At 73.0% G+C, this 24,538-nt stretch carries 23 protein-coding genes; 11 read left to right on the forward strand and 12 right to left on the reverse strand.

Going from position 1 to position 24,538, the window contains the following annotated elements; genetic code table 11:
• Positions 1-62 precede the first annotated feature (62 nt).
• Positions 63-1,361 (reverse strand): M14 family zinc carboxypeptidase, encoded by a 1,299-nt coding sequence (locus tag K7854_RS09195; protein ID WP_226025890.1) that lies wholly within the window; start codon positions 1,359-1,361, stop codon positions 63-65.
• Between the two features lie 401 nt (positions 1,362-1,762).
• On the opposite strand from K7854_RS09195, the gene K7854_RS09200 reads away from it, so the two are divergent.
• A complete protein-coding gene (locus K7854_RS09200; protein ID WP_226025891.1) occupies positions 1,763-3,280 on the forward strand; it encodes a M1 family metallopeptidase in 1,518 nt (505 codons plus the stop codon).
• 13 nt (positions 3,281-3,293) lie between these two features.
• Here K7854_RS09200 and K7854_RS09205 read toward each other — a convergent pair whose 3' ends face one another.
• Both K7854_RS09205 and K7854_RS09210 read right to left on the reverse strand, forming a co-directional pair.
• Entirely contained in the window at positions 3,294-3,779 is a 486-nt protein-coding gene (locus K7854_RS09205; RefSeq protein ID WP_226025892.1) for a macro domain-containing protein, read from the reverse strand.
• 42 nt (positions 3,780-3,821) lie between these two features.
• Entirely contained in the window at positions 3,822-5,288 is a 1,467-nt protein-coding gene (locus tag K7854_RS09210) for an amino acid permease (protein ID WP_226025893.1), read from the reverse strand.
• A gap of 231 nt (positions 5,289-5,519) precedes the next feature.
• Between K7854_RS09210 and K7854_RS09215 the strand changes: the two genes are divergently transcribed.
• Positions 5,520-6,272 (forward strand): MerR family transcriptional regulator, encoded by a 753-nt coding sequence (locus K7854_RS09215; RefSeq protein WP_226025894.1) that lies wholly within the window; start codon positions 5,520-5,522, stop codon positions 6,270-6,272.
• Between the two features lie 9 nt (positions 6,273-6,281).
• Here the strand turns inward: K7854_RS09215 and K7854_RS09220 are convergent, their stop codons facing one another.
• The 3 genes from K7854_RS09220 to K7854_RS09230 all read right to left on the reverse strand — a co-directional run bounded on the left by K7854_RS09220 (position 6,282) and on the right by K7854_RS09230 (position 10,953).
• A complete protein-coding gene (locus K7854_RS09220; RefSeq protein WP_226025895.1) occupies positions 6,282-8,462 on the reverse strand; it encodes a 3-hydroxyacyl-CoA dehydrogenase NAD-binding domain-containing protein in 2,181 nt (726 codons plus the stop codon).
• Positions 8,463-8,545: 83 nt separating this feature from the next.
• The gene (locus K7854_RS09225) at positions 8,546-9,760 is read right to left on the reverse strand and encodes an acetyl-CoA C-acetyltransferase (RefSeq protein ID WP_226025896.1); all 1,215 of its coding nucleotides are present in this window, start codon (positions 9,758-9,760) and stop codon (positions 8,546-8,548) included.
• A gap of 11 nt (positions 9,761-9,771) precedes the next feature.
• A complete protein-coding gene (locus tag K7854_RS09230; protein ID WP_226025897.1) occupies positions 9,772-10,953 on the reverse strand; it encodes a CaiB/BaiF CoA transferase family protein in 1,182 nt (393 codons plus the stop codon).
• A gap of 207 nt (positions 10,954-11,160) precedes the next feature.
• Here K7854_RS09230 and K7854_RS09235 point away from each other — a divergent pair, with 207 nt between their 5' ends.
• The gene (locus tag K7854_RS09235; RefSeq protein WP_226025898.1) at positions 11,161-12,351 is read left to right on the forward strand and encodes a saccharopine dehydrogenase family protein; all 1,191 of its coding nucleotides are present in this window, start codon (positions 11,161-11,163) and stop codon (positions 12,349-12,351) included.
• 201 nt (positions 12,352-12,552) lie between these two features.
• On the opposite strand, the gene mmpA is transcribed toward K7854_RS09235, so the two are convergent.
• On the reverse strand, positions 12,553-12,699 hold the full coding sequence (gene mmpA, locus K7854_RS09240; protein ID WP_127896768.1) for a morphogenic membrane protein MmpA: 147 nt from the start codon (positions 12,697-12,699) through the stop codon (positions 12,553-12,555).
• 106 nt (positions 12,700-12,805) lie between these two features.
• On the opposite strand from mmpA, the gene K7854_RS09245 reads away from it, so the two are divergent.
• On the forward strand, positions 12,806-13,000 hold the full coding sequence (locus K7854_RS09245; protein WP_226025899.1) for a hypothetical protein: 195 nt from the start codon (positions 12,806-12,808) through the stop codon (positions 12,998-13,000).
• On the opposite strand, the gene K7854_RS09250 is transcribed toward K7854_RS09245, so the two are convergent.
• Positions 12,997-13,689 (reverse strand): endonuclease V, encoded by a 693-nt coding sequence (locus K7854_RS09250; RefSeq protein ID WP_226025900.1) that lies wholly within the window; start codon positions 13,687-13,689, stop codon positions 12,997-12,999. The two genes, K7854_RS09245 and K7854_RS09250, sit on opposite strands and share 4 nt — an antisense overlap.
• Before the next feature lie 58 nt (positions 13,690-13,747).
• Between K7854_RS09250 and K7854_RS09255 the strand changes: the two genes are divergently transcribed.
• The gene (locus tag K7854_RS09255) at positions 13,748-14,047 is read left to right on the forward strand and encodes a YciI family protein (RefSeq protein ID WP_226025901.1); all 300 of its coding nucleotides are present in this window, start codon (positions 13,748-13,750) and stop codon (positions 14,045-14,047) included.
• A gap of 7 nt (positions 14,048-14,054) precedes the next feature.
• On the opposite strand, the gene K7854_RS09260 is transcribed toward K7854_RS09255, so the two are convergent.
• Both K7854_RS09260 and K7854_RS09265 read right to left on the reverse strand, forming a co-directional pair.
• Positions 14,055-14,384 (reverse strand): plasmid stabilization protein, encoded by a 330-nt coding sequence (locus K7854_RS09260; protein WP_226025902.1) that lies wholly within the window; start codon positions 14,382-14,384, stop codon positions 14,055-14,057.
• A gap of 83 nt (positions 14,385-14,467) precedes the next feature.
• Positions 14,468-15,514, reverse strand: coding sequence for a WD40/YVTN/BNR-like repeat-containing protein (locus K7854_RS09265; protein ID WP_226025903.1), 1,047 nt, complete (start codon positions 15,512-15,514; stop codon positions 14,468-14,470).
• 327 nt (positions 15,515-15,841) lie between these two features.
• Between K7854_RS09265 and ssgD the strand changes: the two genes are divergently transcribed.
• Positions 15,842-16,258 (forward strand): spore wall synthesis regulator SsgD, encoded by a 417-nt coding sequence (gene ssgD, locus K7854_RS09270; RefSeq protein WP_226025945.1) that lies wholly within the window; start codon positions 15,842-15,844, stop codon positions 16,256-16,258.
• Between the two features lie 27 nt (positions 16,259-16,285).
• On the opposite strand, the gene K7854_RS09275 is transcribed toward ssgD, so the two are convergent.
• A complete protein-coding gene (locus K7854_RS09275) occupies positions 16,286-16,957 on the reverse strand; it encodes a GOLPH3/VPS74 family protein (protein WP_226025904.1) in 672 nt (223 codons plus the stop codon).
• A gap of 300 nt (positions 16,958-17,257) precedes the next feature.
• On the opposite strand from K7854_RS09275, the gene K7854_RS09280 reads away from it, so the two are divergent.
• The 4 genes from K7854_RS09280 (at position 17,258) to K7854_RS09295 (ending at position 23,237) form a co-directional block, all read left to right on the forward strand.
• Positions 17,258-18,886: an ABC-F family ATP-binding cassette domain-containing protein gene (locus K7854_RS09280; protein WP_226025905.1), complete on the forward strand. Its 1,629-nt coding sequence runs from the start codon at positions 17,258-17,260 to the stop codon at positions 18,884-18,886.
• 16 nt (positions 18,887-18,902) lie between these two features.
• Complete coding sequence (locus K7854_RS09285; protein ID WP_226025906.1) at positions 18,903-21,161, forward strand: ATP-binding cassette domain-containing protein; 2,259 nt, start codon at positions 18,903-18,905, stop codon at positions 21,159-21,161.
• Positions 21,162-21,279: 118 nt separating this feature from the next.
• Positions 21,280-22,056: a dimethylargininase gene (ddaH, locus tag K7854_RS09290; protein WP_226025907.1), complete on the forward strand. Its 777-nt coding sequence runs from the start codon at positions 21,280-21,282 to the stop codon at positions 22,054-22,056.
• Positions 22,057-22,262: 206 nt separating this feature from the next.
• Entirely contained in the window at positions 22,263-23,237 is a 975-nt protein-coding gene (locus tag K7854_RS09295; RefSeq protein WP_226025908.1) for an acyl-ACP desaturase, read from the forward strand.
• Between the two features lie 73 nt (positions 23,238-23,310).
• Here the strand turns inward: K7854_RS09295 and K7854_RS09300 are convergent, their stop codons facing one another.
• A complete protein-coding gene (locus tag K7854_RS09300; RefSeq protein ID WP_226025909.1) occupies positions 23,311-23,556 on the reverse strand; it encodes a WhiB family transcriptional regulator in 246 nt (81 codons plus the stop codon).
• Positions 23,557-23,747: 191 nt separating this feature from the next.
• On the opposite strand from K7854_RS09300, the gene K7854_RS09305 reads away from it, so the two are divergent.
• Positions 23,748-24,533, forward strand: coding sequence for a VOC family protein (locus tag K7854_RS09305; RefSeq protein WP_226025910.1), 786 nt, complete (start codon positions 23,748-23,750; stop codon positions 24,531-24,533).
• Positions 24,534-24,538: the final 5 nt, after the last annotated feature.

The following is a 24,538-nucleotide window of genomic DNA, read 5'->3' on the forward strand; positions in this document are numbered from 1 at the left end:
CGATCAGGCCGAAAATACTCCTCCGCTACGCCCTTACCACGTAAGACGCGGAACTCACCTCCTCAGCAGCGGGTGACCGGTTCGCCCGCCGTCAGGTGGTACGCGGCGCGTTCGTCCAGGAGCAGCGGCACCAGGGCACGCTGTGACTGGCGCAGCGGTACGTAGGCGCCCTTCTCCCCGGCCGGGTGCACCCGTACACCGTGCAGGGCGAGTTCGTCCGCCACGTCCCGGTACTGGGCGGGGGTCAGCCGGTAGCCGCAGGGCGGGTCCTGGATCACCTCGGAGTCCTCGGCCGGGTCGTTGTCCGCGCCGCCCAGGTACACGGGTCCGGAATCGGCCAGTCCGGCCCGGCGGGCGGCGTCCGTGGCCGCCTCGACGCGTGCGCGGCGCCGGTCCGCGAAGCGGAACAGGCCGTCCAGGGCGGCGAGCTGGGAGTCCACCCGGCGCCGGTGGTTGAGGGCGGGGTCCTCGCGCTCGGCGTCCGTGAGGGCGTCGACGCGGCTCTCGATGAGCAGGCCGACCGCGTGTTTGACGCCGGACATGTTGCGCAGGATGCGTTCCTGGCCGTCGCCGGCGGTCTGTTCGACGGGGTCACCGGTTTCGGGGTCGGTCCAGATGCCGTACGTGCCGGTCGAGTACCCGGCGCGCTCGGCGGCGGGGCGGACGTAGGCGCCGGACAGGGTGCGGGCCTCGTCGTGGACGGGCGCGGCGGTGTTGAGGTTGCGGGGCCAGAGGTCGAAGAGGTCCTTGTCGTAGTACGGGGGCGTGGCGCCGTACTCGTGCAGGTCGTAGACGACGTCGGGGCGCTCGTCGCGGAGGACGGCGGCCAGGGCGCGGGCCTCGGCCGTCGCCAGGGCCAGGTGGTCGCGGTTGACGTCGACGCCGTCGCCGTTGCCGCGGGTGTCGGCGGCCCGGCCGTCGGGGTTGGCGGTGGGCACGACCAGCACGGCGGTGCGGTCCAGGAAGCGCCGGGTCGCCCGGTCGGTGGCGTAGGCGAGGTCCCGCACGGTGGTCAGGCAGGCCTCGCGGCCGGCGGGTTCGTCGCCGTGCTGGCTGCACACCAGGAGCACCTTGTCCGGGGCGGTGGGCCGGCCGACGGTCACGAGCTGGAGCGGACGGTTCTGCTCGGTGGTGCCGATGCGGTCGACGGTGACCCGGCTGCTGGCCAGGTCGGCGGCGGCCAGGAGGGCCCGTTCCTCGGACTGGGTGGTCCAGCGGGCGCCGTGGGTGCGCTCGAAGCCGGTGCGGGGCGGGTGGTGCGCGGCGCCGTCGGCGTGGGCGGGTGCGGTGAGCAGGGAGGGGACCAGGAGGGACGCGGCGAGTGCCGCGGTGGTCGCGGTGCGGGTGCGCAGGCGGTTCATCGGCCTCCCTTCGGGACACGGTGCGTGGGGTGCGGCGCGGGTGCCGGAGCGGCGGTGACCCTGGTGGACGCGGCGGTGCCGCCGACGAACGGTACGCGGGCCGACGTGCGGGAGCGGTCCAAGGCGGGTGTCGGCGTGTCGGCGCCGGGGCCGGGGCCTGCGGGACCCCGGTCGGCGCGTCCGGTGGTGAGCCGGGCCCGGGCCGCCGTCGCGAGCGGTCTCCGAGGGGTGAGGCGCATGCGTTTCGGCATGCGCGGACGGTACATCCGCCGACTCCCGTGCATAAGAGGGCCTGAGGCGGCTCATGACGGCCGGATGGCGATCGTGTGACGGGGGTGGCCGTGGACATGACGGTGCGCACAGGGGCTGAATAGGCTCCGAACAGAGTCCGAACAGGGCTCATGTCCCTACGACTTGGAGCTTTCGTGCACCGCAGAATCATCGTGCCGGGCGCGCTGGGCGCCGCCTCCCTCATGCTGGCGATCCCGGCGTCGGCGGCGCCCCACTCCCCCGGCGCTCCGGGCATCGGCGACCCCTACTACCCGGCCTACGGCAACGGCGGCTACGACGTCTCCCACTACGACCTGCGCCTGAAGTACCAGCCGGCCACGGACCGCCTGGAGGGGACGGCGACGATCCTGGCCCGCACCACCGCGGACCTGTCGCGGTTCAACCTGGACTTCCTGCTGGACGTCGGCGAGGTGCGGGTGAACGGCGCGAAGGCGTCGTTCACGACCTCGGGCGAGCACGAGCTGGAGATCACGCCGAAGCGTCCGCTCGACAAGGGGACCCCCGTCACCGTGGTCGTCCGCTACAGCGGTGTGCCGTCGTCGAAGCAGGCGTACGGCTTCACCAGCTGGCACCGCACCCCGGACGGCGGGGTCGCCGCGAACGAGCCCGAGGCCGCGGCGTGGTGGTTCCCCAGCAACGACCACCCGCTGGACAAGGCCACCTACGACGTGTCGGTGCAGGTGCCGGACGGCACCCAGGCGATCTCCAACGGCACGCTCCAGTCGACCAGTTCGCGGCTCGGCTGGACCCGCTGGAACTGGCGCTCGGACCAGCCGCAGGCCACGTACCTGGCCACGCTGGCGGTGGGGAAGTTCGACCTGACCACCGGCACCACCGAGGGCGGCATCCCGGTCGTCAACGCCTACAGCAAGGACCTGGGCGCGAACGACGGCGCGGCGCGGGCCAGCGTGGAGCGGACCGGGGAGGTCGCGGACTGGCTGAGCGGCTACTTCGGGCCGTATCCGTTCCACGCGCTCGGCGGCTACGTGCCGAACACCACCACCGGGTACGCGCTGGAGACGCAGACCCGGCCGTTCTACAGCCCGCGGCAGTTCGCCAACGGGTCGAACGTGTCCGTCGTCGTGCACGAGCTGGCCCACCAGTGGTACGGCGACCTGGTCTCGGTGCGCGGCTGGAAGGACATCTGGATCAACGAGGGCTTCGCGCGCTACGCCCAGTGGCTGTGGTCCGAGCACGAGGGCGAGGGCACGGCGCAGGAGCTGGCCGACTACACCTACGCCTCGCACCCGGCCGACGACCCGTTCTGGACCGTGCGGCCCGGCGACCCGGGTCCGGAGAACCAGTTCGACGGCGCCGTCTACGACCGCGGCGCGCTGGCCGTGCAGGTGCTGCGCAACGAGATCGGCGACGACGCCTTCTTCACCGTCCTGAAGGGGTGGCCCGCGAAGTACGCCCACGGCAACGCGTCCGTCGCCGACTTCCAGCGGTACGCGGAGGAAGTCTCGGGCAAGCCGCTGGCCGCGCTCTTCGACACCTGGCTGTTCCAGCCGACGAAGCCGGACGCCCCGGCGGCGCGCGCCCAGTCGCTCGCGAAGACGTCCGAGACGCCCGCACAGCCCCGCTCGTGGCGGAAGATCGCCGCGACGAACGACGTCCACGAGCACTGATCCGCGCCCCGGCCTAGTCGGTGTCCCCGTGGTCGTAGACGGTCACGGGGACGCCGCGCCGGACGAGCCGGTCGGATATGAGCGGCTCCACCCGGGACCACTTGCCGCCGGCCAGGCCGCAGCCTATGCGGGGCATGTGCACGGACGCGTCCAGCTCGGCCGCCTTGTCGGCGAGGCGGCCGAGAGCGGCGCCGATCGCCTCGTAGCGCACGGGGACGCCCTTGCTGCCCGTCCGCATCCCGCGCTGACCGATCATGTTGGCCACCCACACGTACGGCTCGACCTGGACGAACTGGACCGCGCCGAGGCCGAAGTCGTTGGACGCGCGGTCGCGATGCCAGGCTCGGTACGCCGCTTCCGGCTGCGGCCAGCGGCGGGAGACGGCCAGGACGAATCCCTTGCCCCAGCCGCCGAGGTCGTTGCACACGTGGGCGATCACCTTGACGCCCCTGACCGACGGCGCGGTGGCGTCACCCCGGACATACCTGATCTCCGACATGACGCCACCGTACGGGCCGCCACTGACAGTGGCCCCGGGCCGCTACCGCTTCGGCGTCGGCGGCTCCTGCCCGGCCTGGTGCGCCACCCGGCGGCGGACGCCGAACCAGCCCGCCACCAGCAGGGCGGCGATCACCGGCACCAGCAGCACGGTCTTGCGGCCGACCTCCTCGTCGTTCCACATCAGGCCGATCACGGCCAGCAGGAAGGCGATCGTGACGATCTCCGTGACGGGGCTGCCGGGGAGCCGGAAGCGCGGCCGTTCGACCAGGCCCGCACGGGCCCGGCGGACGAACACCAGGTGGCAGATCATGATGATCACCCACGTGCTGATGATGCCCAGGGAGGCGACGTTCAGCACGATCTCGAAGGCCTTGTCCGGCACCAGGTAGTTGAGCCCGACGCCCAGCACGCAGATCGCGCAGGTCAGCAGGATGCCGCCGTAGGGAACCTGGCTGCGGCTCATCACACCGGTGAACTTGGGCGCGGAGCCGGCCATCGCCATGGAGCGCAGGATGCGGCCGGTGGAGTACAGGCCGGAGTTCAGCGAGGACATCGCGGCGGTGAGGACGACGAGGTTCATCACGTCGCCGGCGGCCGGCACGCCGATGCCCGACAGCACCGTGACGAAGGGGCTCTCGTCGCCCGAGTAGAGCGAGCTGGGCAGCAGCAGGGCCAGGAGCAGCACCGAGCCGACGTAGAACAGGGCCACCCGCCACATGATCGAGTTGACCGCGCGGGGAACGATCTTGTGCGGCTCGGCGGTCTCGCCGGCGGCGACGCCGACCAGTTCCAGGGCCGCGTACGAGAAGATCACGCCCTGCATGACGAGGACCACGGGCATCACACCGTGCGGGAGGACGCCGCCGTGGTCGGTGATCATGCCCACGCCCGGGGTCTGGCCGCTCACCTCGTGCTGGGTGGCGAGCAGGAAGATGCCGATCAGCATGAAGCCGACGAGGGTGGCGACCTTGACGATCGCGAACCAGAACTCCATCTCGCCGAAGATCTTCACCGAGATGAGGTTCACGGCCAGCACCACCGCGAGGGCGACCAGGGCGAGCACCCATTGGGGGATGCTCGTGAACATGCTCCAGTAGTGCGTGTACAGCGCGATCGCGGTGATGTCGGCGATACCGGTCGTCGACCAGTTCAGGAAGTACATCCAGCCGGCGACGTAGGCGCCCTTCTCGCCGAGGAACTCCCGCGCGTACGACACGAAGGATCCGGAGGAGGGCCGGTAGAGCACCAGCTCACCGAGGGCCTTGACGACGAAGAAGGCGAAGACGCCGGCGACGAGGTAGGCGATCGCGAGCGCCGGTCCGGCGTCGCGCAGGCGCCCGCCGGCGCCGAGGAAGAGGCCGGTGCCGATCGCGCCGCCGATGGCGATCATGTTGACGTGGCGGGCCTTGAGGTCCTTGCTGTAGCCGGCGTCGCCCGCGTCCGCGGGTCGTTCGGCCGCCTGTGGGTGGGCGGCGGCCTGTGCCGTGGCGACGGCGTCCTTGCTCACGGGTGGTTCCACTCTCTGGTGCGCCCGGGCGGGATGTGCCCGGGTCGTCCGTACAGTGACAAGGCCCGCACCACCCTCGCGGCACAGACCAAGGCAGCACCTTCCCACGACACTGCGTAGGCATGCGGTGTCCCGTGTCACACAGCGTGACTTCTCACATGATCCGCCGCCGGTCTCCACCCGGTGCACAAGAGGTGTCACAGCATTGGTGGAACAGCGATACTGCTGCACATGACGACGAGCGACACCGGGGCAGCCGACACCGAGGCAGCCGACACCGGGGCAGCCGACGCCGGGCGACACACCCTCACGATCGACGAGCTGGCCGCGCGGGCCGGCGTCACGGTGCGCACGGTCCGCTTCTACGGCACCAAGGGGCTGCTGCCCCCGCCCGTGATCGGCCCGCGCCGGGTCGGCCGCTACGACGGGGAGCACCTGGCCCGGCTGGCGCTGATCGAGGAGCTGCAGCACCAGGGCATGACGTTGGCCGCGATCGAGCGGTATCTGAAGCGGCTGCCGGACGATCTGAGCCCCCACGACCTGGCGCTGCACCGCGCGGTGGTGGCCTCCTGGGCGCCGGAAACGGTGGAGCGGGTCACCCGCGAGGAGCTGGGCCGGCGGGCGGGGCGGCCGCTCACCGACGAGGAGGTGGACCGGCTCGCGGCAATGGACGTCGTGGTGCCCGACGGCGACGCCTACCGGGTGGACGTCGGGCTGCTCCGGCTCGGCGTCGAACTGCTCGACGTGCCCTTCTCCCCCGAGACGGTCCTCGCCGCCCGCACCGCCCTCCTGGAGCACTCCCGCGCCGCCGCGCGCGACCTGTCGCGGCTGCTGCGCGACGCCGTCGCCGAACGGGAGGCGCCGGAAGTGAGGTCGTTGTCCGCCCACATGCACCCGCTGGTGGTGCAGGCGCTGCTCACCACCTTCCAGCGGTCGCTGCGCGAGGAGCTGCGGGAGTGGCTCGACAAGGAGGCCGGTGAATGATCCGGCGGCTCAGCGGCCGTCCGTGAAGACCTCGCCCTTCTCGGCCTTCGCCACCAGCAGGGCGGGCGGGGTGAAGCGCTCGCCGTAGCGGTCGGCCAGCTCGCGGGCGCGGGCGACGAAGCCCGGCAGGCCGCCCTCGTAGCCGTTGATGTACTGCAGGACGCCGCCGGTCCAGCCCGGGAAGCCGATGCCGAAGATCGAGCCGATGTTGGCGTCGGCGACGGAGGTCAGCACGCCCTCCTCCAGGAGCTTGACGGTGTCCAGCGCCTCCGAGAAGAGCATCCGCTCCTGCATGTCGGCGAACGGGATCTCGTACCCCGGCTTGGTGAAGTGCTCGCGCAGGCCCGGCCAGAGACCGGCCCGCTTGCCGTCCTCGCCGTATTCGTAGAACCCGGCGCCGCCACTGCGTCCCGGGCGGCCGAACTCGTCGACCATGCGGTCGACGACCGCCTCGGCGGGATGCGCGGTCCAGGTGCCGCCCGCCTCCTCCACGGCCCGCTTCGTCTCCGCGCGGATCTTCCGCGGGAGGGTCAGGGTCAGCTCGTCCATCAGGGACAGCACCTTGGCCGGGTAGCCGGCCTGGGCCGCCGCCTGCTCCACGGAGGCGGGCTCGATGCCCTCACCGACCATGGCGACGCCCTCGTTGATGAAGTGGCCGATGACCCGGGAGGTGAAGAAGCCCCGCGAGTCGTTGACCACGATCGGCGTCTTGCTGATCTGCCGGACCAGGTCGAAGGCGCGGGCCAGCGCCTCGTCGCCGGTCCGCTCCCCCTTGATGATCTCCACCAGCGGCATCTTGTCCACCGGCGAGAAGAAGTGCAGCCCGATGAAGTCGGTCTGCCGCTCGACGCCCTCGGCCAGCGCCGTGATCGGCAGCGTCGAGGTGTTGGAGCACAGCAGGGCGTCGGGGGCGACGACGTGCTCGATCTCCTGGAACACCTTGTGCTTGAGCGAGGTGTCCTCGAAGACCGCCTCGATCACCGCGTCGCAGCCCGCCAGATCGGCCACCTCGGCGGTCGGCGTGATCCGGGCGAGGAGCGCGTCCGCCTTCTCCTGGCTGGTACGGCCCTTGGCGACGGCCTTGGCGCACAGCTTCTCCGAGTAGCCCTTGCCCTTGACCGCCGATTCCAGGGAGACGTCCTTGAGCACCACTTCGATGCCCGCGCGGGCGCACGAGTAGGCGATGCCCGCGCCCATCATCCCGGCGCCCAGGACGGCGACGTTGGTGACCTTCCGGGGCTCGACGCCCTTCGGGCGGTTCGCGCCCGAGTTCACCGCCTGGAGGTCGAAGAAGAACGCCTGGATCATGTTCTTCGAGGTCTGCCCGGCGGCCAGTTCGACGAAGTAGCGGGCCTCGATGACCTGGGCGGTCTCGAAGTCGACCTGGGAGCCCTCGACGGCGGCGGCCATGATGTTGCGCGGCGCCGGGTAGGGGGCGCCGTTCGTCTGCTTGCGCAGGTTGGCCGGGAAGGCGGGCAGGTTGGCCGCGAACTTCGGGTGGGACGGGGTGCCGCCGGGGATGCGGTAGCCGGGCTTGTCCCAGGGCTGGGCCGACTCCGGATGGGCGTCGATGAAGGCGCGGGCCTTGGCGAGCATGTCCTCGCGGCTGTCGGCGACCTCGTCGACCAGGCCGTTCTCCTGGGCGCGGCGGGGGTTGTACTGGGTGCCCTGGAGGAGCACCTTGAGGAGCGCGTCGGTGATGCCGAGCATCCGGACGGTGCGGACCACGCCGCCGCCCCCGGGCAGCAGGCCGAGGGTGACCTCGGGGCAGCCGATCTTGGAGCCGGGTGCGTCGAGGGCGACGCGGTGGTGGCAGGCGAGCGCGATCTCGTAACCGCCGCCGAGGGCCGCGCCGTTCAGGGCGGCGACGACGGGCTTGCCGAGGGTCTCGATGCGGCGCAGGTTCCGCTTGATGGCCATGCCGCCGTCGAAGAGGTCCTGGGCGGTCTCGGGGGTGACGCGGATGAGGTCGCGCAGGTCGCCGCCGGCGAAGAAGGTCTTCTTCGCGGAGGTGACGATGACGCCCCGGATGCCGTCCTTCTCGGCCTCCAGGCGGTCGGTGACGGCCGCCAGGGAGTCGCGGAACGCCTGGTTCATGGTGTTCGCGGACTGGTCGGGGTCGTCGAGGACGAGGGTGACGACACCGGTGTCGTCCTGCTCCCAGCGGATGGTGGTGGGCTCGGTGCTCATGAGGATGTGCTCCAGGTGATCCGTCGTGGCCGTCGTGGGCCGTCGTGGGCCGTCGTGGCCGGTCGTATCCGTCGGGAGGGGGGTCAGATGCGCTCGACGACGGTGGCGATGCCCATGCCGCCGCCCACGCACAGGGTGGCGAGGCCGTAGCGCTTGTCCTGGCGCTCCAGCTCGTCGACGAGGGTGCCGAGGATCATCGCGCCGGTGGCGCCGAGCGGGTGGCCGAGCGCGATGGCGCCGCCGTTGACGTTGACCTTGTCCAGCGACAGGCCCATGTCCTTGACGAAGCGCAGGACGACCGCCGCGAAGGCCTCGTTAATCTCCACGAGGTCGATGTCGTCGATGGTCAGCCCGGCCTTGGCGAGCGCCTTGCGGGTGGCCGGGGCGGGGCCGGTGAGCATGATGGTGGGCTCGGAGCCGGAGACGGCGGCGGAGACGATCCGGGCGCGCGGCCGCAGACCGTAGCGGTCACCGACCTCCCGCGAACCGATGGCGACCAGGGAGGCGCCGTCGACGATGCCGGAGGAGTTGCCCGCGTGGTGGACGTGGTCGATCTTCTCCACCCAGTGGTACTTCTGCAGCGCCACGGCGTCGAAGCCGCCCAGCTCGCCGATGTCCGCGAAGGAGGGCTTGAGCTTGGCCAGGGAGTCGGCGGTGGTGCCGGGCCGCGGGTGCTCGTCGTGGTCGAGGACGGTGAGACCGGCGCGGTCCTTGACCGGCACGACGGAGCGCTCGAAGCGGCCCTCCTTCCAGGCGGTGGCCGCGCGCTCCTGGGACAGGGCCGCGTACTCGTCGACGTCGCGGCGGGAGAAGCCCTCGATGGTCGCGATCAGGTCGGCGCCGATGCCCTGGGGGACGAAGTTGGTGGCGAGGTTGGTCATCGGGTCGTTGAACCAGGCGCCGCCGTCCGAGGCCATCGGGACGCGGGACATGGACTCGACGCCGCCCGCGAGGACCAGGTCCTCCCAGCCGGAGCGCACCTTGGCGGCGGCCAGGTTGACGGCTTCCAGGCCCGAGGCGCAGAAGCGGTTCTCCTGGACGCCGGCCACGGTGTCCGGCAGTCCGGCGGCGATCGCCGCGATGCGGGCGATGTCGGAGCCCTGGTCGCCGACCGGGCCGACCACGCCGAGCACGATGTCGTCGACGGCGGCCGGGTCCAGGCCGGGGAAGCGGGCGCGGATCTCGTGGATGAGGCCGACGACCAGGTCGACGGGCTTCGTGCCGTGCAGGGCGCCGTTCGCCTTGCCGCGTCCGCGCGGGGTGCGGATCGCGTCGTACACGTACGCTTCGGTGCTCACTGGCAGGCCTTTCACTGAGGGTTGTGCACTGCGGGGTTCGGAAGGGACGCGGGGGCCCAGCCGGGGGCCAGCCCCCAGTCGCGGACCACGGCCTCGGTGTCGGCGCCGGGCCGGGCGGGCCCGGTGCGGACGGCGGTGGGGGTCGCGGAGAAGCGGGGTGCGGGGGCGGGCTGGGTGATGCCGTCGTGGTCGGTGAAGGTGGAGCGGGCGGCCAGGTGCGGGTGGTGCGGGGCCTCGCGCAGCGTCAGGACGGGGGCCGTGCAGGCGTCGGAGTCGGCGAAGACGGCCGTCCACTCGTCGCGGGTACGGGACTTGAACCGGGCGGCGACGGCCGCGCGCAGCTCCGGCCAGCGGGACATGTCGTCACGGGCCGGTGCCGGCTCCGGGATGCCGAGCAGCCGCATGAACTCGGCGTAGAACTGCGGCTCCAGGGCGCCGACCGCCATGTACCGGCCGTCGGCGGTCTCGTAGGTGCCGTAGAAGGGGCAGCCGCCGTCGAGGAGGTTGGCGCCGCGCCGGTCCTGCCAGCCGCCGGCGGAGAGCATGCCGTGGATCATCGCGGAGAGGTGGGCGGTGCCGTCGACGATGGCGGCGTCCACGACCTGCCCGGTGCCGCTCTCGCGCGCGTGGTGCAGGGCGGCGAGGATCCCGACGACCAGGTAGAGGGAGCCGCCCGCGTAGTCGCCGAGGAGGTTGGCGGGGACGGCCGGGGGCTCGTCGGGGGCGCCGATCATGCCGAGGGCGCCGGTGAGCGCGATGTACCCGATGTCGTGCCCGGCGCGCTGCGCGAGCGGACCGTCCTGGCCCCAGCCGGTCATCCGGCCGTAGACGAGGCGCGGGTTGCGGGCGTGGCAGTCCCCGGGGCCGACGCCGAGCCGTTCGGCGACGCCGGGGCGGTAGCCCTCGATCAGGACGTCGGCGCGGGCGGCCAGGCCGAGGACGCGGGCCGGGCCGTCCGGTGCCTTGAGGTCGACGACCACGGAGCGCTTGTTGCGGTTGGTGACGTCGTGGGCGGGGTCGATGCCGAGGCCGGGCCCGCCGGGACGGTCGACGCGCACGACGTCGGCGCCCAGGTCGGCCAGGAGCATGGCGGCGAAGGGGCCGGGGCCGATACCGGCCAGCTCGACCACGCGCACCCCGGTGAGCGGGCCGTCGGTGCCCGGCGTCCGCGTCGGCGTCTTCGCTTCCGACATCCAGCCCCCAGCTCTGTGACACAACCGATGTAACACCAGCGATGCTAAGAACGTGTTCCACTGGGCACAAGACCCGGGCGAGCAAGCGCTTAGCCAATTATGGTGCAGGCTCCTCTCCGGGCCGCGCGCTCCTCACGCTAGCCTCAGCCACCGGCAACGGCGCGTGCTGCGGACCCAGGGGTTGCCGACGGGTGACGAAGGGATGTCATGAGCAGGCTGAAAGCGGCCGACCGGCCGTACGACATCGTGCTGTTCGGGGCGACGGGGTTCGTCGGCGAACTGACGGCGGAGTACCTCGCCGCACACGCCCCGGACGGCCTGCGCTGGGCGATCGCCGGCCGCGACGCGGAGAAGCTGGGCCGCCTGCGTGACCGGCTGACCGGCACCGCCGACAGCTCGGCGGACCTCGGCGTGCTGCACGCGGACGTGTCCGATCCGGCCTCGCTGCGCGCGCTCGCCGAACAGGCGCGCGTGCTGGCCACGACCGTCGGCCCCTACGTCCGGCACGGCGACGCGCTGGTCGCCGCCTGCGCCGACGCCGGCACGGACTATCTCGACCTCACCGGGGAGCCCGAGTTCGTGGACCTGGCGTACGTCCGCCACGACGCCCGCGCCCGGGAGACCGGCGCCCGCCTGGTGCACGCCTGCGGCTTCGACTCCGTCCCGCACGACCTCGGCGTGTACTTCACCGTGCGGCAGCTGCCGGAGGGCGTGCCGCTGAGGGTGGACGGCTTCGTGCGGGTCGGCGCCGCGTTCTCGGGCGGTACCTTCGCCTCCGCCCTGGGCCAGTTCGCGCGGGGGCGGCAGCTGCGGGCCGCCGCGCTGGAACGCCGGCGGCACGAGCCCCGGCTGGTCGGCCGCCGTGTGGTGACACCGACGGGGGCGCCGCGGTTCGCCGGGGAGGTGGGGGCGTGGGCGCTGCCGCTGCCGACCGTGGACGCGCAGATCGTGCGCAGGTCCGCGAAGGCCCTGGACCGCTACGGCCCGGACTTCCGCTACCGCCACTACGCGGCCGTGCGGCGGCTGCCGGTCGCGGTGGGCGGGACGGCGGCCGTGGGCGCGCTGGTGGCGGCGGCCCAGGTGCCGCCCGCGCGGCGCTGGCTGTCCGGACGGCTCGCGCCGGGCCAGGGCCCGAGCGCCGAACGGCGGGCGAAGAGCTGGTTCTCGGTCCGCTTCGTCGGCGAGGGCGGCGGCCGGACGGTGTTCACCGAGGTCGCGGGCGGCGACCCCGGGTACGACGAGACGGCCAAGATGTTCGCCGAGGCGGCGCTGTGCCTCGCCCTCGACGCCCTGCCGCCGACGGCCGGGCAGGTCACGACGGCCGTGGCGATGGGCGACGCGCTGACCGAGCGGCTGCGGGCGGCGGGCATCGGCTTCCGGGTGGCCGCGACCCGCTGAACGGCCGGCCCGGGAGGGTACGGGCGGCCCGGCGAAGAACAGCCGTCCGGCGAAGTACAGGCCGTCCGCCTGAGTACGGGCCGTCCGGCGAAGTACGGGCGGCCTGCCGGAGTACGGGCCGTCCGGCGAAGTACCGGCGGTCCGACCGGAGTAGGGGCAGTCCTGCGACGTACGGGCGGTCCGGCGGTCCCGGGGCCGGGGCTACCCGGACCATCCGGCGATCGTGTAGATCATCCCGCCGATCCAGGCCAGCCCCGCGCCCACCGCCAGCACCAACCCGGCGACCACGGCACGCTCGACGGGCCGGCCGGGCTGGGCCGAGTACTTGGGTGCGCGGTGTGTCGTCATGCGTCCACCCTGCCGGGACCACCGGCGGCGGCACATCCGTACGGGTACTCAGATCGGCCTGGGGGACGATCGCGCCGGCCCATTCCGCCGTGAAAGCCTTGACGGCATGAAGTTCGTTTTCGAAGTCACCATGGACGAAGGCGCGCTCGCCGAGGACCCCGCGGGCGAGTTGCAGCGGATCCTGCGGTACTGGGGCGGCAACCTGAAGCACTACGAGCTGCGGCCCGGCGACGGCTCGGCGATCTACGACTCGGCGTACCAGGAGGTGGGCCGCTGGAGCATCACCGAGCAGGCCGACTAGGCGGCGTCCCGCAGGGCCGCGCGGCACAGCGCGTCGGCCCTGCGGGTGGTCTCCGGCAGCCGGTGGGCGGGCGTCAGGGCCAGGGCGTGGGCGCAGGCGTTGCCGAGTCCCACCCGGTGCCCGACGGAGACGAAGACCGGTTTGACGGCATCGCGGGTGCGCACCGCACGCCCGACCTCCTCGGCGCCCGCGAGCAGCGGCGACGTACTGCCGCGCGGGGTGTCCGGGGCGTCGTACGTGAAGGTGAAGGGGTTCTTGGCCACGCCGATCGTGGGCAGGCCGGTGAGGACGCCCAGGTGGCTGGCGAGGCCGAAGCGGCGCGGGTGGGCCAGGCCGTAGCCGTCGCACACGACCAGGCCCGGCGGGCAGGGCAGCGCCTCCAGGGCGGCCAGCACGGTCGGGATCTCCCGGAAGGCGAGCAGGCCGGGCACGTAGGGGAAGGAGATGCGCCCGACGGCGGTGGCCTCGGCGACGACGGCGAGGGTCCGGGCGTCCAGTACGACGGCCGCCGCCGCGACGACGTCCCGCTCGTCGTCGTAGGCGACGTCCACCCCGGTCACCCGGCCGGTGCCGGGCGGGGGTCCGGGCTCGTCGAGCACCACGCGGGCGCGCAGCTCGTCTTGGACGGCGCGGGCCCGCCCCTCGGTCGTGGGCCAGTCGGCGGGGATCTCGGCGGTCACGGTCGTCATGGTGGCCGTCAGCCTAACGGGAGCGGGCCCGGCCGGAGCCAGGGGTAGGCTCGCGATCATGTTCGTACTGGAGCTGTCCTACACCGCCCCGCTCGACGCCGTGGACGCCGTCCTCGCGGACCACGTGGTCTGGCTCGACGGGCTCTACGCCCAGGGCGTCTTCCTGGCGTCCGGGCGCAAGGAGCCCCGCGACGGCGGGGTGATCATCGCCGTCGCGGCGGACCGTGCGCGGATCGAGGAGATCACCGCGGGCGACCCGTTCGTCAGGGCGGGTGTGTGCACCTACCGGATCACCGAGTTCGTCGCCACGAAGACGGCGCCCGCGCTGGAGCGCTACCGGGAGACGCTCGGCGGGTAGCCGCGGCTCACTTGCCCAGCGCCTGGCGCAGCTCGCCCTTGTTCATGCTCGAACGGCCGTGCACGTCACGGCGCTTGGCCTCCTGGTACAGCTGGTCGTAGGTGGGTCCCTGGGGTCCCTGCCGGTTCCCGGACCGCTGGCCGCCGCGCTTGCTCGCCGACTTGTCCTGCGTCGAGGTGCGGCTGGCGGTCTTCGACTCGCCGGACTGCGCGCGCTCCTTGTTCACCGTCCGCGCCGCGATCTCCTTGGCGCGGCCGGTGCTCTCGCCGCGGTCCTTCGCGCTCTTCTTGATGTGCTCGTACTGCCGTTCCCGTTTGGAGTTCGAACCGCTCGGCATGTCCGCTCACTTCCTCTCGCGTCCAGCTCACGTACAGCGAACGGTTACCCACGTTACGGACAAACACCCCGCTCCGCCCGGCGTCAGCGCTCCAGCCGGGCGACCCGGCCCTGCTCGCCCGCGGCCCAACAGCCCAGGTCCGGGGTGCAGTCCACGGTGTCGAAGGACCCGGTGTCGACGGTGCGCCAGGTGCGGCCGCCGTCCGTGGTGAGGTCGGTGCCGGTGGGGCCGACGGCGAGGGCTGCCATGCGGCTGTGCGGGAGCCAGGCGACGCCGGAGCGGTAGGCGGGCGGCGGCCGGTCGGCGGGGCGCCAGGTGCGGCCGGCGTCGGCGGTCCGGGCGGCGGCCCGCGGGGAGGCCTGCCCGGGACGGTAGTCGCCGCCGACGGCGAGGCCGTGGGCGCGGTCGCGGAAGGCGAGGGCGAAGACGCCGCGGGCCGGGTCGCCGGCCGGGACCGGCGCGTCGGTGGCCGTCCAGGTGCGCCCGCGGTCGGCGGAGTGCAGCACGCGCGCGCGTGCGGCCCCGCCGGTGGCCAGCCAGACGTCCCGCGGCCCGGCGGAGACCAGGCACTGGCCGCTGGCCGCGAATCCGGCCTCCCCGTCCTGCGCGGCCGGCATCCCGGCGTCGGGCAGCACCGTCCAGGAGCGGCCGCCGTCACTGGTCGACAGGATGCGGAACCTCCCGTCCACCGGGTCGCTCATGGCGAGGCCGTGTCGGCGGTCGAAGAAGGTGAGGCAGTCGTAGAAGGCCCGGGTGTCGGTGTTGCGGAAGGACTCGGTCCAGGTCGCCCCGCCGTCGTCGGTGCGGTAGACCCGGGACGCCTCGCCCTCGCCGATGGACAGCGCCACGGCCCGGCGGGCGTCGAAGGCCTCGATGTCCCGGAACTCCAGTCCGCCGGCTCCGGTCGGGGAGACGTCGCGCCAGGTGCCGCCGCCGTCGGTGGTGCGCAGGACCGTGCCCCCGGTGCCGGCCACCCAGGCGGTGTGCCGGCTGACGGCGGCGAGCCCCCGGAACCGGACGTCGTGGGCCCCGGTGTCCTTCACGTCCCAGTGCGGCCGCTGGTGCGCCTGGGCGGGCACGGCGGTCAGCGCGGCCAGCGCCGCCGCGCAGACCGCCCCCGCGAGCGCCACCCGCCCCGTACGCCTGCCACCGGCTCGAACGGACCGTACCGTGCGTCGCGTGCTTCCCAAGCGCCTCATGGCGGGCGAAGCTAGCCCACGGCCCGCGCGCCGTCCAGAGGGCCGCGACGGCACGCGCGTGCGGTGCGGGCGTGCCGCAAGTGCCCCGCGGGGCACGGAAGGAGAGGCGTGTCACTCCCGGGCGCCTGTGGGCATGAACGCGGTGACAGAGGTCACTCGCTCGTCGTGTGCACGGATGCGCTGATTCCGACGTCTCTTCCAGTGCCCGGCCCGCACCACCCGCGCATGCCCGTCCAGCCGTCACGAGGGAGCAAGGCGTTGTCCACCGTCATCGAGCAGCCCGTCGAGGCGCGACTGGTCGCCGCCGCGCCGCGTATGCCGAGCATTCCCGCCACCCTGCACTACGACCGCGCCGACCCGTTCGCCGTCCGCATGACCTTCCCGGCCCCGGCCACCTTGGAGGGCGTGGAGGTCTGCTGGACCTTCTCCCGCGAGCTGCTGATCGCCGGGATGCAGGAGCCGAACGGCCACGGCGACGTCCGGGTGCGCCCGTACGGGTACGACCGCACCGTGCTGGAGTTCCACGCGCCCGAGGGCACCGCCGTGGTCCACGTCCGCTCGGGCGAGCTGCGCCGGTTCCTGCACGCGGCCGCAGAGCTGGTCCCGGTGGGCCTGGAGCACCTCCAGCTGGACCTGGACCACGACCTGGCGGAGCTGATGCGCGGGAGCTGCTGAGGCGCGGGAGCCGCTGCCCCCTCCCCCTCAGCCGCGCGCGGACACCGGTGCCCCGGCGCCGTCGTCGCTCAGCGCGTCCCGCACCTCGTCCACGATCCGCCGCATGCCGGGCGACCCGCCGGCGCTCCGCCGGGTCAGCTCCGCGATCCGGTCGGGTCCGGGTGGCCCGCCCGCCGCGTCCCCGGGGACGCCCAGTCCGGCGGCGGCCGCCAGCGCGGCCAGCGCCGCGTCCCGCTCGGAGACCTGGCCGGCCGGCAGCGCGCCCCGGAGGACGTGGTGCGCCTCCTCGCGCAGCGCCCGGGCCGCCGCTGCCTTCGCGAGCACGTACTCCACGGACGGGAACACGCCGAGCACGCGCTTCTTCTCCGCCCGCAGGTACCCGTCGGCGACCAGCTGCTCCCGTACGGCGTCGAAGGTGACCCGGGCGTGCAGCCGCACCCAGGTGCGCCACCGGTGCGGCAGCGACTCGCGGACCAGTTCCAGCAGCCCGTCGAGGACGGCGTCCCCGGTGCGGGAGTCCAGGTCGGCGGGGGTGGCGATGCCCTCGTCGTCGGTGAGCAGTCCGCGCCGGGCCAGTTCGGTGAGCGCCCCGGCGCGCACCAGGTGGTGGATCCGGGCGGTGTCGGCGGCGGTGGACCCCGCGGGGTCCCAGGCCAGCAGGCAGAGCCGGGCCGGCAGGGAGAGCGAGCCGTCGGGCACGGGGGCCTCCTCGGGTTCCGCGTAAATGCGTTGACGGGCCAACCGGTCTCTGTCTAGGTTCTGTACCGCTTCTGTTGCCGCCGATTGGAGTAGGACGTTGCTCGTCTGAGGTCCTGAGACACCGCGTCACACGTATCTCACGTGTGGGCGCCGCGTGCGACCTCGGCGTTCGAGCCGTCCGAGCCTCCTGACGGAGCAGGGCTTCTTCCGTGCCCTCCCCTCGTCCGACGGCGGCCGCCCGCTTCCGGTGTCTCGATACGCGTTTGCCCCTGACCGCTTCGAGCAACCGCGGAGACCCGTATGTCCACTTCCCCCACTTCGCTCACCTGTACGTCCCTGTCCTTCGCCTGGCCCGACGGCACCGCCGTCTTCGACGGGCTCGACGCCGCCTTCGGTCCCGGCAGGACCGGACTCGTCGGTGTCAACGGCGCGGGCAAGTCCACCCTGTTGAAACTGATCGCCGGACGGCTCACCCCCGCGGACGGCACCGTCCGGGTGGCCGGCGAGGTGGGTTACCTGCCGCAGAACGTCACGCTCGACACCGCGCTGCGGGTCGACGAGGCGCTCGGCATCGACGGCCGGCGGGCCGCGCTGCACGCCATCGAGGCGGGTGACGTGAGCGAGGAGCACTTCGAGGCCGTCGGCGACGACTGGGACGTGGAGGAACGCGCCCTGGCCACGCTCGGCGGACTCGGGCTGGGCCACGTCGGCCTCGACCGTACCGTCGGCGAGGTCTCGGGCGGCGAGTCGGTGCTGCTGCGGCTGGCCGCGCTCCTGCTGCGCCGTCCCGACGTCCTGCTCCTGGACGAGCCCACCAACAACCTCGACGTGTACGCCCGCAAGCGGCTGTACGCGGCCGTCGAGTCCTGGCCGGGGGTGATGGTCGTGGTCAGCCACGACCGCGAGCTGCTGGAACGCGTCGACCAGATCGCCGACCTGCGCTCCGGCTCCCTGGCCTGGTACGGCGGGAACCTGACCGCCTACGAGGAGGCGCTGGCCGTGGAGCAGGAGGCGGCCGAGCGCATGGTCCGGGTGGCCGAGTCGGACCTGCGCCGGCAGCAGCGCGAACTGGCCGACGCCCAGGTCGTCCTGGCCCGGCGCAGGCGCTACGGACAGAAGATGTACGACACCAAGCGCGAGCCCCGGGCGGTGATGAAGCTGCGCGCCCGCACCGCCCAGCAGTCCGCCGGCAAGTACCGCATCATGCACGAGGAGAAGCTGGCCGAGGCCAGGGAGCGGCTCGACGACGCGGTGGAGGCCGTGCGGGACGACGACGAGATCCGCGTCGACCTGCCGCATACGGCCGTGCCGCCGGGCCGGACGGTGCTGACCCTGCGCGAGCTGGCGCCGGCGTACGGCGCCCGGATGGCGGGCGGTCTCGATCTGCACGGTCCCGAACGGGTCGCGCTCCTCGGGCGCAACGGCGCGGGCAAGACCACGCTGCTGCGCACCGTCGCCGGGGAGCTGGCGCCGGTGGCGGGCGAGGCGACGGCGCACGTGCCGCTGCGGTTCCTGCCGCAACGCCTGGACGTGCTGGACGACGGGCTGAGCGTGGCGGAGAACGTGGCGCGGTTCGCGCCGGGTGCCACCAACAACCGGATCAGGGCGCAGCTGGCCCGCTTCCTGTTCCGGGGTGCCCGCGCCGACCAGCAGGCCGCCACGCTGTCCGGCGGCGAACGCTTCCGGGCGGCGCTGGCGGCGCTGATGCTGGCCGAGCCCGCGCCGCAGCTGCTGATGCTGGACGAGCCGACCAACAACCTGGACATGGCGAGCGTGCGGCAGCTCACCGGCGCGCTGGAGGCGTACGAGGGGGCGCTGATCGTGGCCAGCCACGACCTGCCGTTCCTCCAGTCGCTGGGCATCACGCGCTGGCTGCTGCTGGAGGAGGGAGAGCTGAAGGAAATCACGCCGGAAGCTGTCGGGTATTGAGCCTAGCGTCCGCTGGATGAGCGAGTTCATCAGCATCACCGGGGCCAGGGAGAACAACCTCCAGGACGTCACGCTCCGCATCCCGAAGGGCCGGCTGACCGTGTTCACCGGCGTTTCGGGGTCGGGGAAGTCGTCGGTCGTGTTCGACACGATCGCGGTGGAGTCGCGGCGCCAGCTGAACGAGACGTTCACCTGGTTCGTGCGCAACCGGCTGCCCAAGTACGAGCGGCCGCACGCGGACGCCCTGGAGGACCTGACCCCCGCCATCGTCGTCGACCAGCGGCCGGTCGGCGGCCACTCCCGCTCCACGGTCGGCACGATGACCGACATCCACTCCGTGCTGCGGGTGCTGTTCTCCCGGCACGGCACGCCCAGCGCGGGAGGGGCGACGGCGTACTCCTTCAACGACCCGTCGGGCATGTGCCCCGGCTGCGACGGCCTGGGCCGCAGGGTGCAGCCCGACTGGGACCGGATCCTCGACCCGGCCAGGTCGCTGGCGGGCGGGGCGGTGCGCTTCCCGCCGTTCGCGGCCGGGACCTGGCAGGGGAAGACGTACACCAACACGGAGGAGCTGGACACCGGCAAGCCGGTCGGCGACTTCACCGACGCCGAGCGCGCCTTCCTGATGCGCGGGCGGCCCGGCAGCAAGGTCACCGTCAGCGGCTCGGGCGGCACGTGGAGCACCGACTACGAGGGGCTCGCCGACCGGTTCGAACGGCTGTACCTCAAGCGGGATCTGTCCGGCATGAGCGAGAAGACCCGGGACGTCGTGCGCGGCTTCCTGGTCGAGGCTCGCTGCCCCGACTGCGGCGGCGCCCGGCTGAACGCGGCCGCGCTGGCGACCCGGATCGGCGGGCGCTCCATCGCCGACTGCTCGCGGATGCAGATCACCGACCTGATCGCCGTCCTGCGGGAGATCGACGACCCGGTGGCCCTGCCCGTCGCCGCCGCCGCGGTGGCCGCGCTGGAGCGGGTGGAGGCGATCGGCCTCGGCTATCTCAGCCTGGACCGGGAGACCGCCACGCTGTCCGGCGGCGAGGGGCAGCGGCTGAAGACCGTGCGGCACCTCGGGTCCAGCCTGACCGGGATGACGTACATCTTCGACGAGCCCAGCGTCGGGCTGCACCCGCGGGACGTCGGGCGCCTCGGCGACCTGCTGCTGCGGCTGCGCGACAAGGGCAACACCGTGCTGGTGGTCGAGCACGACCCGGACGTCATCGCGCTGGCCGACCACGTCGTCGACATGGGTCCGGGGGCCGGGGCCGACGGCGGCCGGGTGGTGTTCGAGGGGACGCCGGACCGGCTGGCCGCCTCGGACACGCTCACCGGGCGGTGCCTGGGGCGGCGTACGCGGGTGAAGGAGACCGTGCGGACGCCCACCGGCGAGCTGTGGGTCAAGGGCGCCGACCGGCACAACCTGCGGGAGGTGACGGTGGCGTTCGCGACCGGGGTGCTCACCGCGGTCACCGGGGTCGCCGGGTCGGGCAAGAGCACGCTGGTCGCGGAGCTGACCGCCGCCCACCCGGACGCCGTGGTGGTCGACCAGTCGGCCATCGGCATCTCGGCCCGCTCCACCCCGGCGACGTACCTGGGGATCATGGACACGGTGCGGAAGGTCTTCGCCCGGGAGACCGGTGCCGAGCCGGGGTTCTTCAGCTTCAACTCGGCGGGGGCGTGCGGCACCTGCGAGGGGCGCGGGATCATCCACACCGACCTCGCCTTCATGGACCCGGTGACGACCACCTGCCACGACTGCGAGGGGCGCCGCTTCCGGGAGGAGGTGCTGCGGCTCAGGGTCGACGGCCGGTCCGTCGCCGACGTGCTCGCGATGACCGCCGACCAGGCCCTCGGCTTCTTCGCCGACACCGGCGTACGCCGCAGGCTGCGCGCCCTGCGCGACGTGGGCCTGACCTACCTCACCCTCGGGCAGCCGCTCTCCACGCTCTCCGGCGGGGAACGGCAGCGCATCAAGCTGGCGACCCGGCTGCACCGCACCGGCGCGGTCTACGTCCTGGACGAGCCGACCACCGGACTGCACATGTCGGACGTCCAGGGGCTGCTCGCCCTGCTGGACCGCCTGGTGGACAGCGGCAACACGGTCGTGGTCGTCGAGCACAACCTGGACGTGGTGGCGCACGCCGACCGGGTGATCGACCTCGGTCCGGACGGGGGACGGGACGGCGGCCGGGTGATCTTCGAGGGCACCCCGCGCGAGCTGCTCGCGGCCCGCGGCTCCAGCACCGCGGAGCATCTCAGGAGGGCTACGGGGGGCTGACGGGGGTTCCGTCGGCACAGGTCCCCGCTGCATGATGGCGAACCGGCGCCACGTCACGGGCGCCTCCCCCTTCCGGTGCCCGACACGCGCCGGTCCGCGCCGACACGAAAGGTCCCGCGTGCCCAGCAAGAAGGCCCTCGTCCGCCGCCCCGGCCCCCGGCTCGCCGAGGGGCTGGTGACGCACGTCGAGCGGGCGGAGGTCGACCTCGGCCTGGCCCGCGAACAGTGGGACGCCTACGTCGAGGCCCTCGGAGCGCACGGCTGGGAGACGCTGGAGGTGGAGGCGGCGGACGACTGCCCGGACGCCGTCTTCGTCGAGGACGCGGTCGTCGTGTACCGCAACGTCGCGCTGATCACCCGGCCCGGCGCCGAGTCCCGCCGGGCGGAGACGGCCGGCGTCGAGGAGGCCGTGGCCCGGCTGGGCTGCTCGGTCAACTGGGTCTGGGAGCCGGGCACCCTGGACGGCGGCGACGTCCTGAAGATCGGCGACACGATCTACGTGGGGCGCGGCGGGCGCACCAACGCGGCCGGCGTCCAGCAGCTGCGGGCGGCGTTCGAGCCGCTGGGCGCCCGGGTGGTCGCGGTGCCGGTGAGCAAGGTGCTGCACCTGAAGTCGGCGGTCACCGCGCTGCCGGACGGGACGGTGATCGGGCACATCCCGATGACGGACGTACCTTCACTGTTCCCGCGTTTCCTGCCGGTGCCCGAGGAGTCGGGGGCGCACGTGGTGCTGCTCGGCGGGAGCAAGCTGCTGATGGCCGCGAGCGCGCCGAAGACGGCGGAGCTGCTCGCCGACCTCGGTCACGAGCCGGTGCTCGTCGACATCGGGGAGTTCGAGAAGCTGGAGGGCTGTGTGACCTGCCTCTCGGTCCGGCTGCGGGAGCTGTACGCCTGAGCGGGCCGCACACGGCGTCCTTACGGCCCCGGACCTGCGGGTCTCGGGCCTTGTCGGGTGCGCCCGGACAGTGGCTGATCAGCGGCCTTTACAGGGCGTTTAACCTACGCTCTCGTAACCTACGGTTTCGTAGCCTACGATCCCGTAGGTTCCCGGCACCGCTCGCCGGGCTGCTCCGCTCTGTCGCACGTCCCCTGGAGTTCTCCGTGACGATCGTCTCCCCGCACCTCGGCACTTCCGCCGACTGGACCGACGCCCGGCTGCTGTACGCGCTGGAGGAAGTGGTCGAGAAGGAACTCAACCGGCATCTGAAGGTCGCCAAGGACTGGATGCCGCACGAGTACGTGCCGTGGAGCGACGGACGGAACTTCCCGGGCCTGTTCGAGGACGGCGAGGCCTGGGAGAAGGGGCAGTCCAAGGTCACCGAGATCGGCCGGATCGCCCTCGTGGTGAACCTGCTGACGGAGGACAACCTGCCCAGCTACCACCACGAGATCGCCAGCCTCTTCGGCCGGGACGGCGCCTGGGGCACCTGGGTGCACCGGTGGACCGCCGAGGAGGGCCGGCACGGCATCGTGATGCGCGACTACCTGCTCGCCTCGCGCGCGGTCGACCCGGACCAGCTGGAGCAGTTCCGCATGGCCCACATGAGCGAGGGCTTCGAGTCGGACAACCGGCACTCGATGCTGCACTCGGTGGCGTACGTGGCCTTCCAGGAGCTGGCCACCCGCATCTCGCACCGCAACACGGGCCACCAGTCCGGCGATCCGGTCTGCGACCGCATGCTGGCCCGCATCGCGACCGACGAGAACCTGCACATGGTCTTCTACCGGAACCTGCTCAAGGCGGCCTTCGAGCTGGCGCCCGACCTGACGATGCAGGCGGTCCGGGACGTGGTCGTCAACTTCCGGATGCCGGGTCACGGCATGCCGGGCTTCGAGCGGGCCGCCGCGCAGATGGCGATCGGCGAGGTCTACAACCTGCGCATCCACCACGACGACGTGATCCAGCCGGTGCTGCGCTTCCTCAAGATCATGGAGATCGACGGCCTCGGCCCCGAGGGGCAGCGGGCCCAGGAGGAACTCGGCCTCTACATGGGCGGGCTGGACGCCGAGGCCGCCAAGTTCGACGAGAAGCTGGCGGCCCGCAAGGCCCGGATGGCGGCCCGCGCGGCGGGCTGATCCCCGGCCGCCCCGCGCGGCCGGCGCGGGGCGAACCGCCGCATGGCACCCGGCCACGCGCTGCGGGTGCCGTTCAGGGTGTGGCGCGCCGCAGGGCCAGCCGCTCCTTCTCCGACAGGCCGCCCCAGACGCCGAACCGCTCGTCGTTGCTCAGCGCGAACTCCAGGCAGGTCGAGCGGATCGGGCACAGGGCGCAGATCCGCTTCGCGTCCCGTACGGAGCTGCCGGGCTCGGGGAAGAAGAAGTCTCCCCCGGTCTGCGCGCACAACGCTTCCTCCTGCCAGCTGAGGTCGGGCGGCGCGGTCGTCTCGATGTGCATGCGCAGCAGCGTGCCGGGGGGCGAAAAACGTTCGATCAACGCGGCATCAACGCTCCGCGCCCACCACCCCCGGCCGATCAGATGGTCCTCCGCCGCGCACGGCGGCGCACGGCGGCGCGCGGAAGCGGTTGCCGGTGGTCGGTGGAAGACTCGGGAGAGCAGGCAACGGGACCCTTCCGAGGAGGGCGATCATGCTCACCACCCGTTTCGTCACCGGCGCCCCGAACTGGCTCGACGTCGGCACCCCGGACCTCGACGGCGCCACGTCCTTCTACGGGGGCCTCTTCGGCTGGCGGTTCCGGTCGGCGGGGCCGGAGGCCGGGGGCTACGGCTTCTTCGAGCTCGACGGCCGGATCGTGGCCGGCGGCATGGGGACGACCGAGGAGCAGGGCCCGCCGTCCTGGACCGTGTACTTCCAGGCCCCGGACGCCCACGCCGCGGCCGAGGCGTCCGAGCAGGCGCACGGCGGCGTCCTCGTGCGGCCGATGGACGTGATGGACCAGGGCACGATGGCGATCCTCGCCGACCGGGCCGGGCTGCCGTTCGGCATCTGGCAGCCGGGACGGCGCAACGGTCTGGACGTGACCGGCGAGACGGGCGCGCTGTGCTGGGTCGAGCTGCACACGGCGGACATCGCGGCCGCCGCCGCGTACTACCGCGCGGTGCTCGGCCTGGAGACCTCCGCGGTGTCCTTCCCCGGCGGCTCCTACACCTGCGTCAATCCGGCCGGAGAGGGCGAGGACGCCATGTTCGGCGGCGTCGTCCCGCTCGCCGAGGACCCGGCGGACACGGATGCCGGGTGGCTGCCGTACTTCGCGGTCGACGACGCGGACACCGCGGTCGCCCGGACCACGGAGCTGGGCGGCACGGTGCGGATGCCCGCGACCGACATCGGGGGCGTCGGCCGCGTCGCCCGCCTCGCCGACCCGTACGGCGCCCCCTTCGCGATCCTCAGGCCGGCACCGCGCCAGGGCTAGCGCAA

Origin of the sequence: Streptomyces hyderabadensis (genome assembly GCF_020404845.1) — a bacterium.
GTDB classification, from domain to species: domain Bacteria; phylum Actinomycetota; class Actinomycetes; order Streptomycetales; family Streptomycetaceae; genus Streptomyces; species Streptomyces hyderabadensis.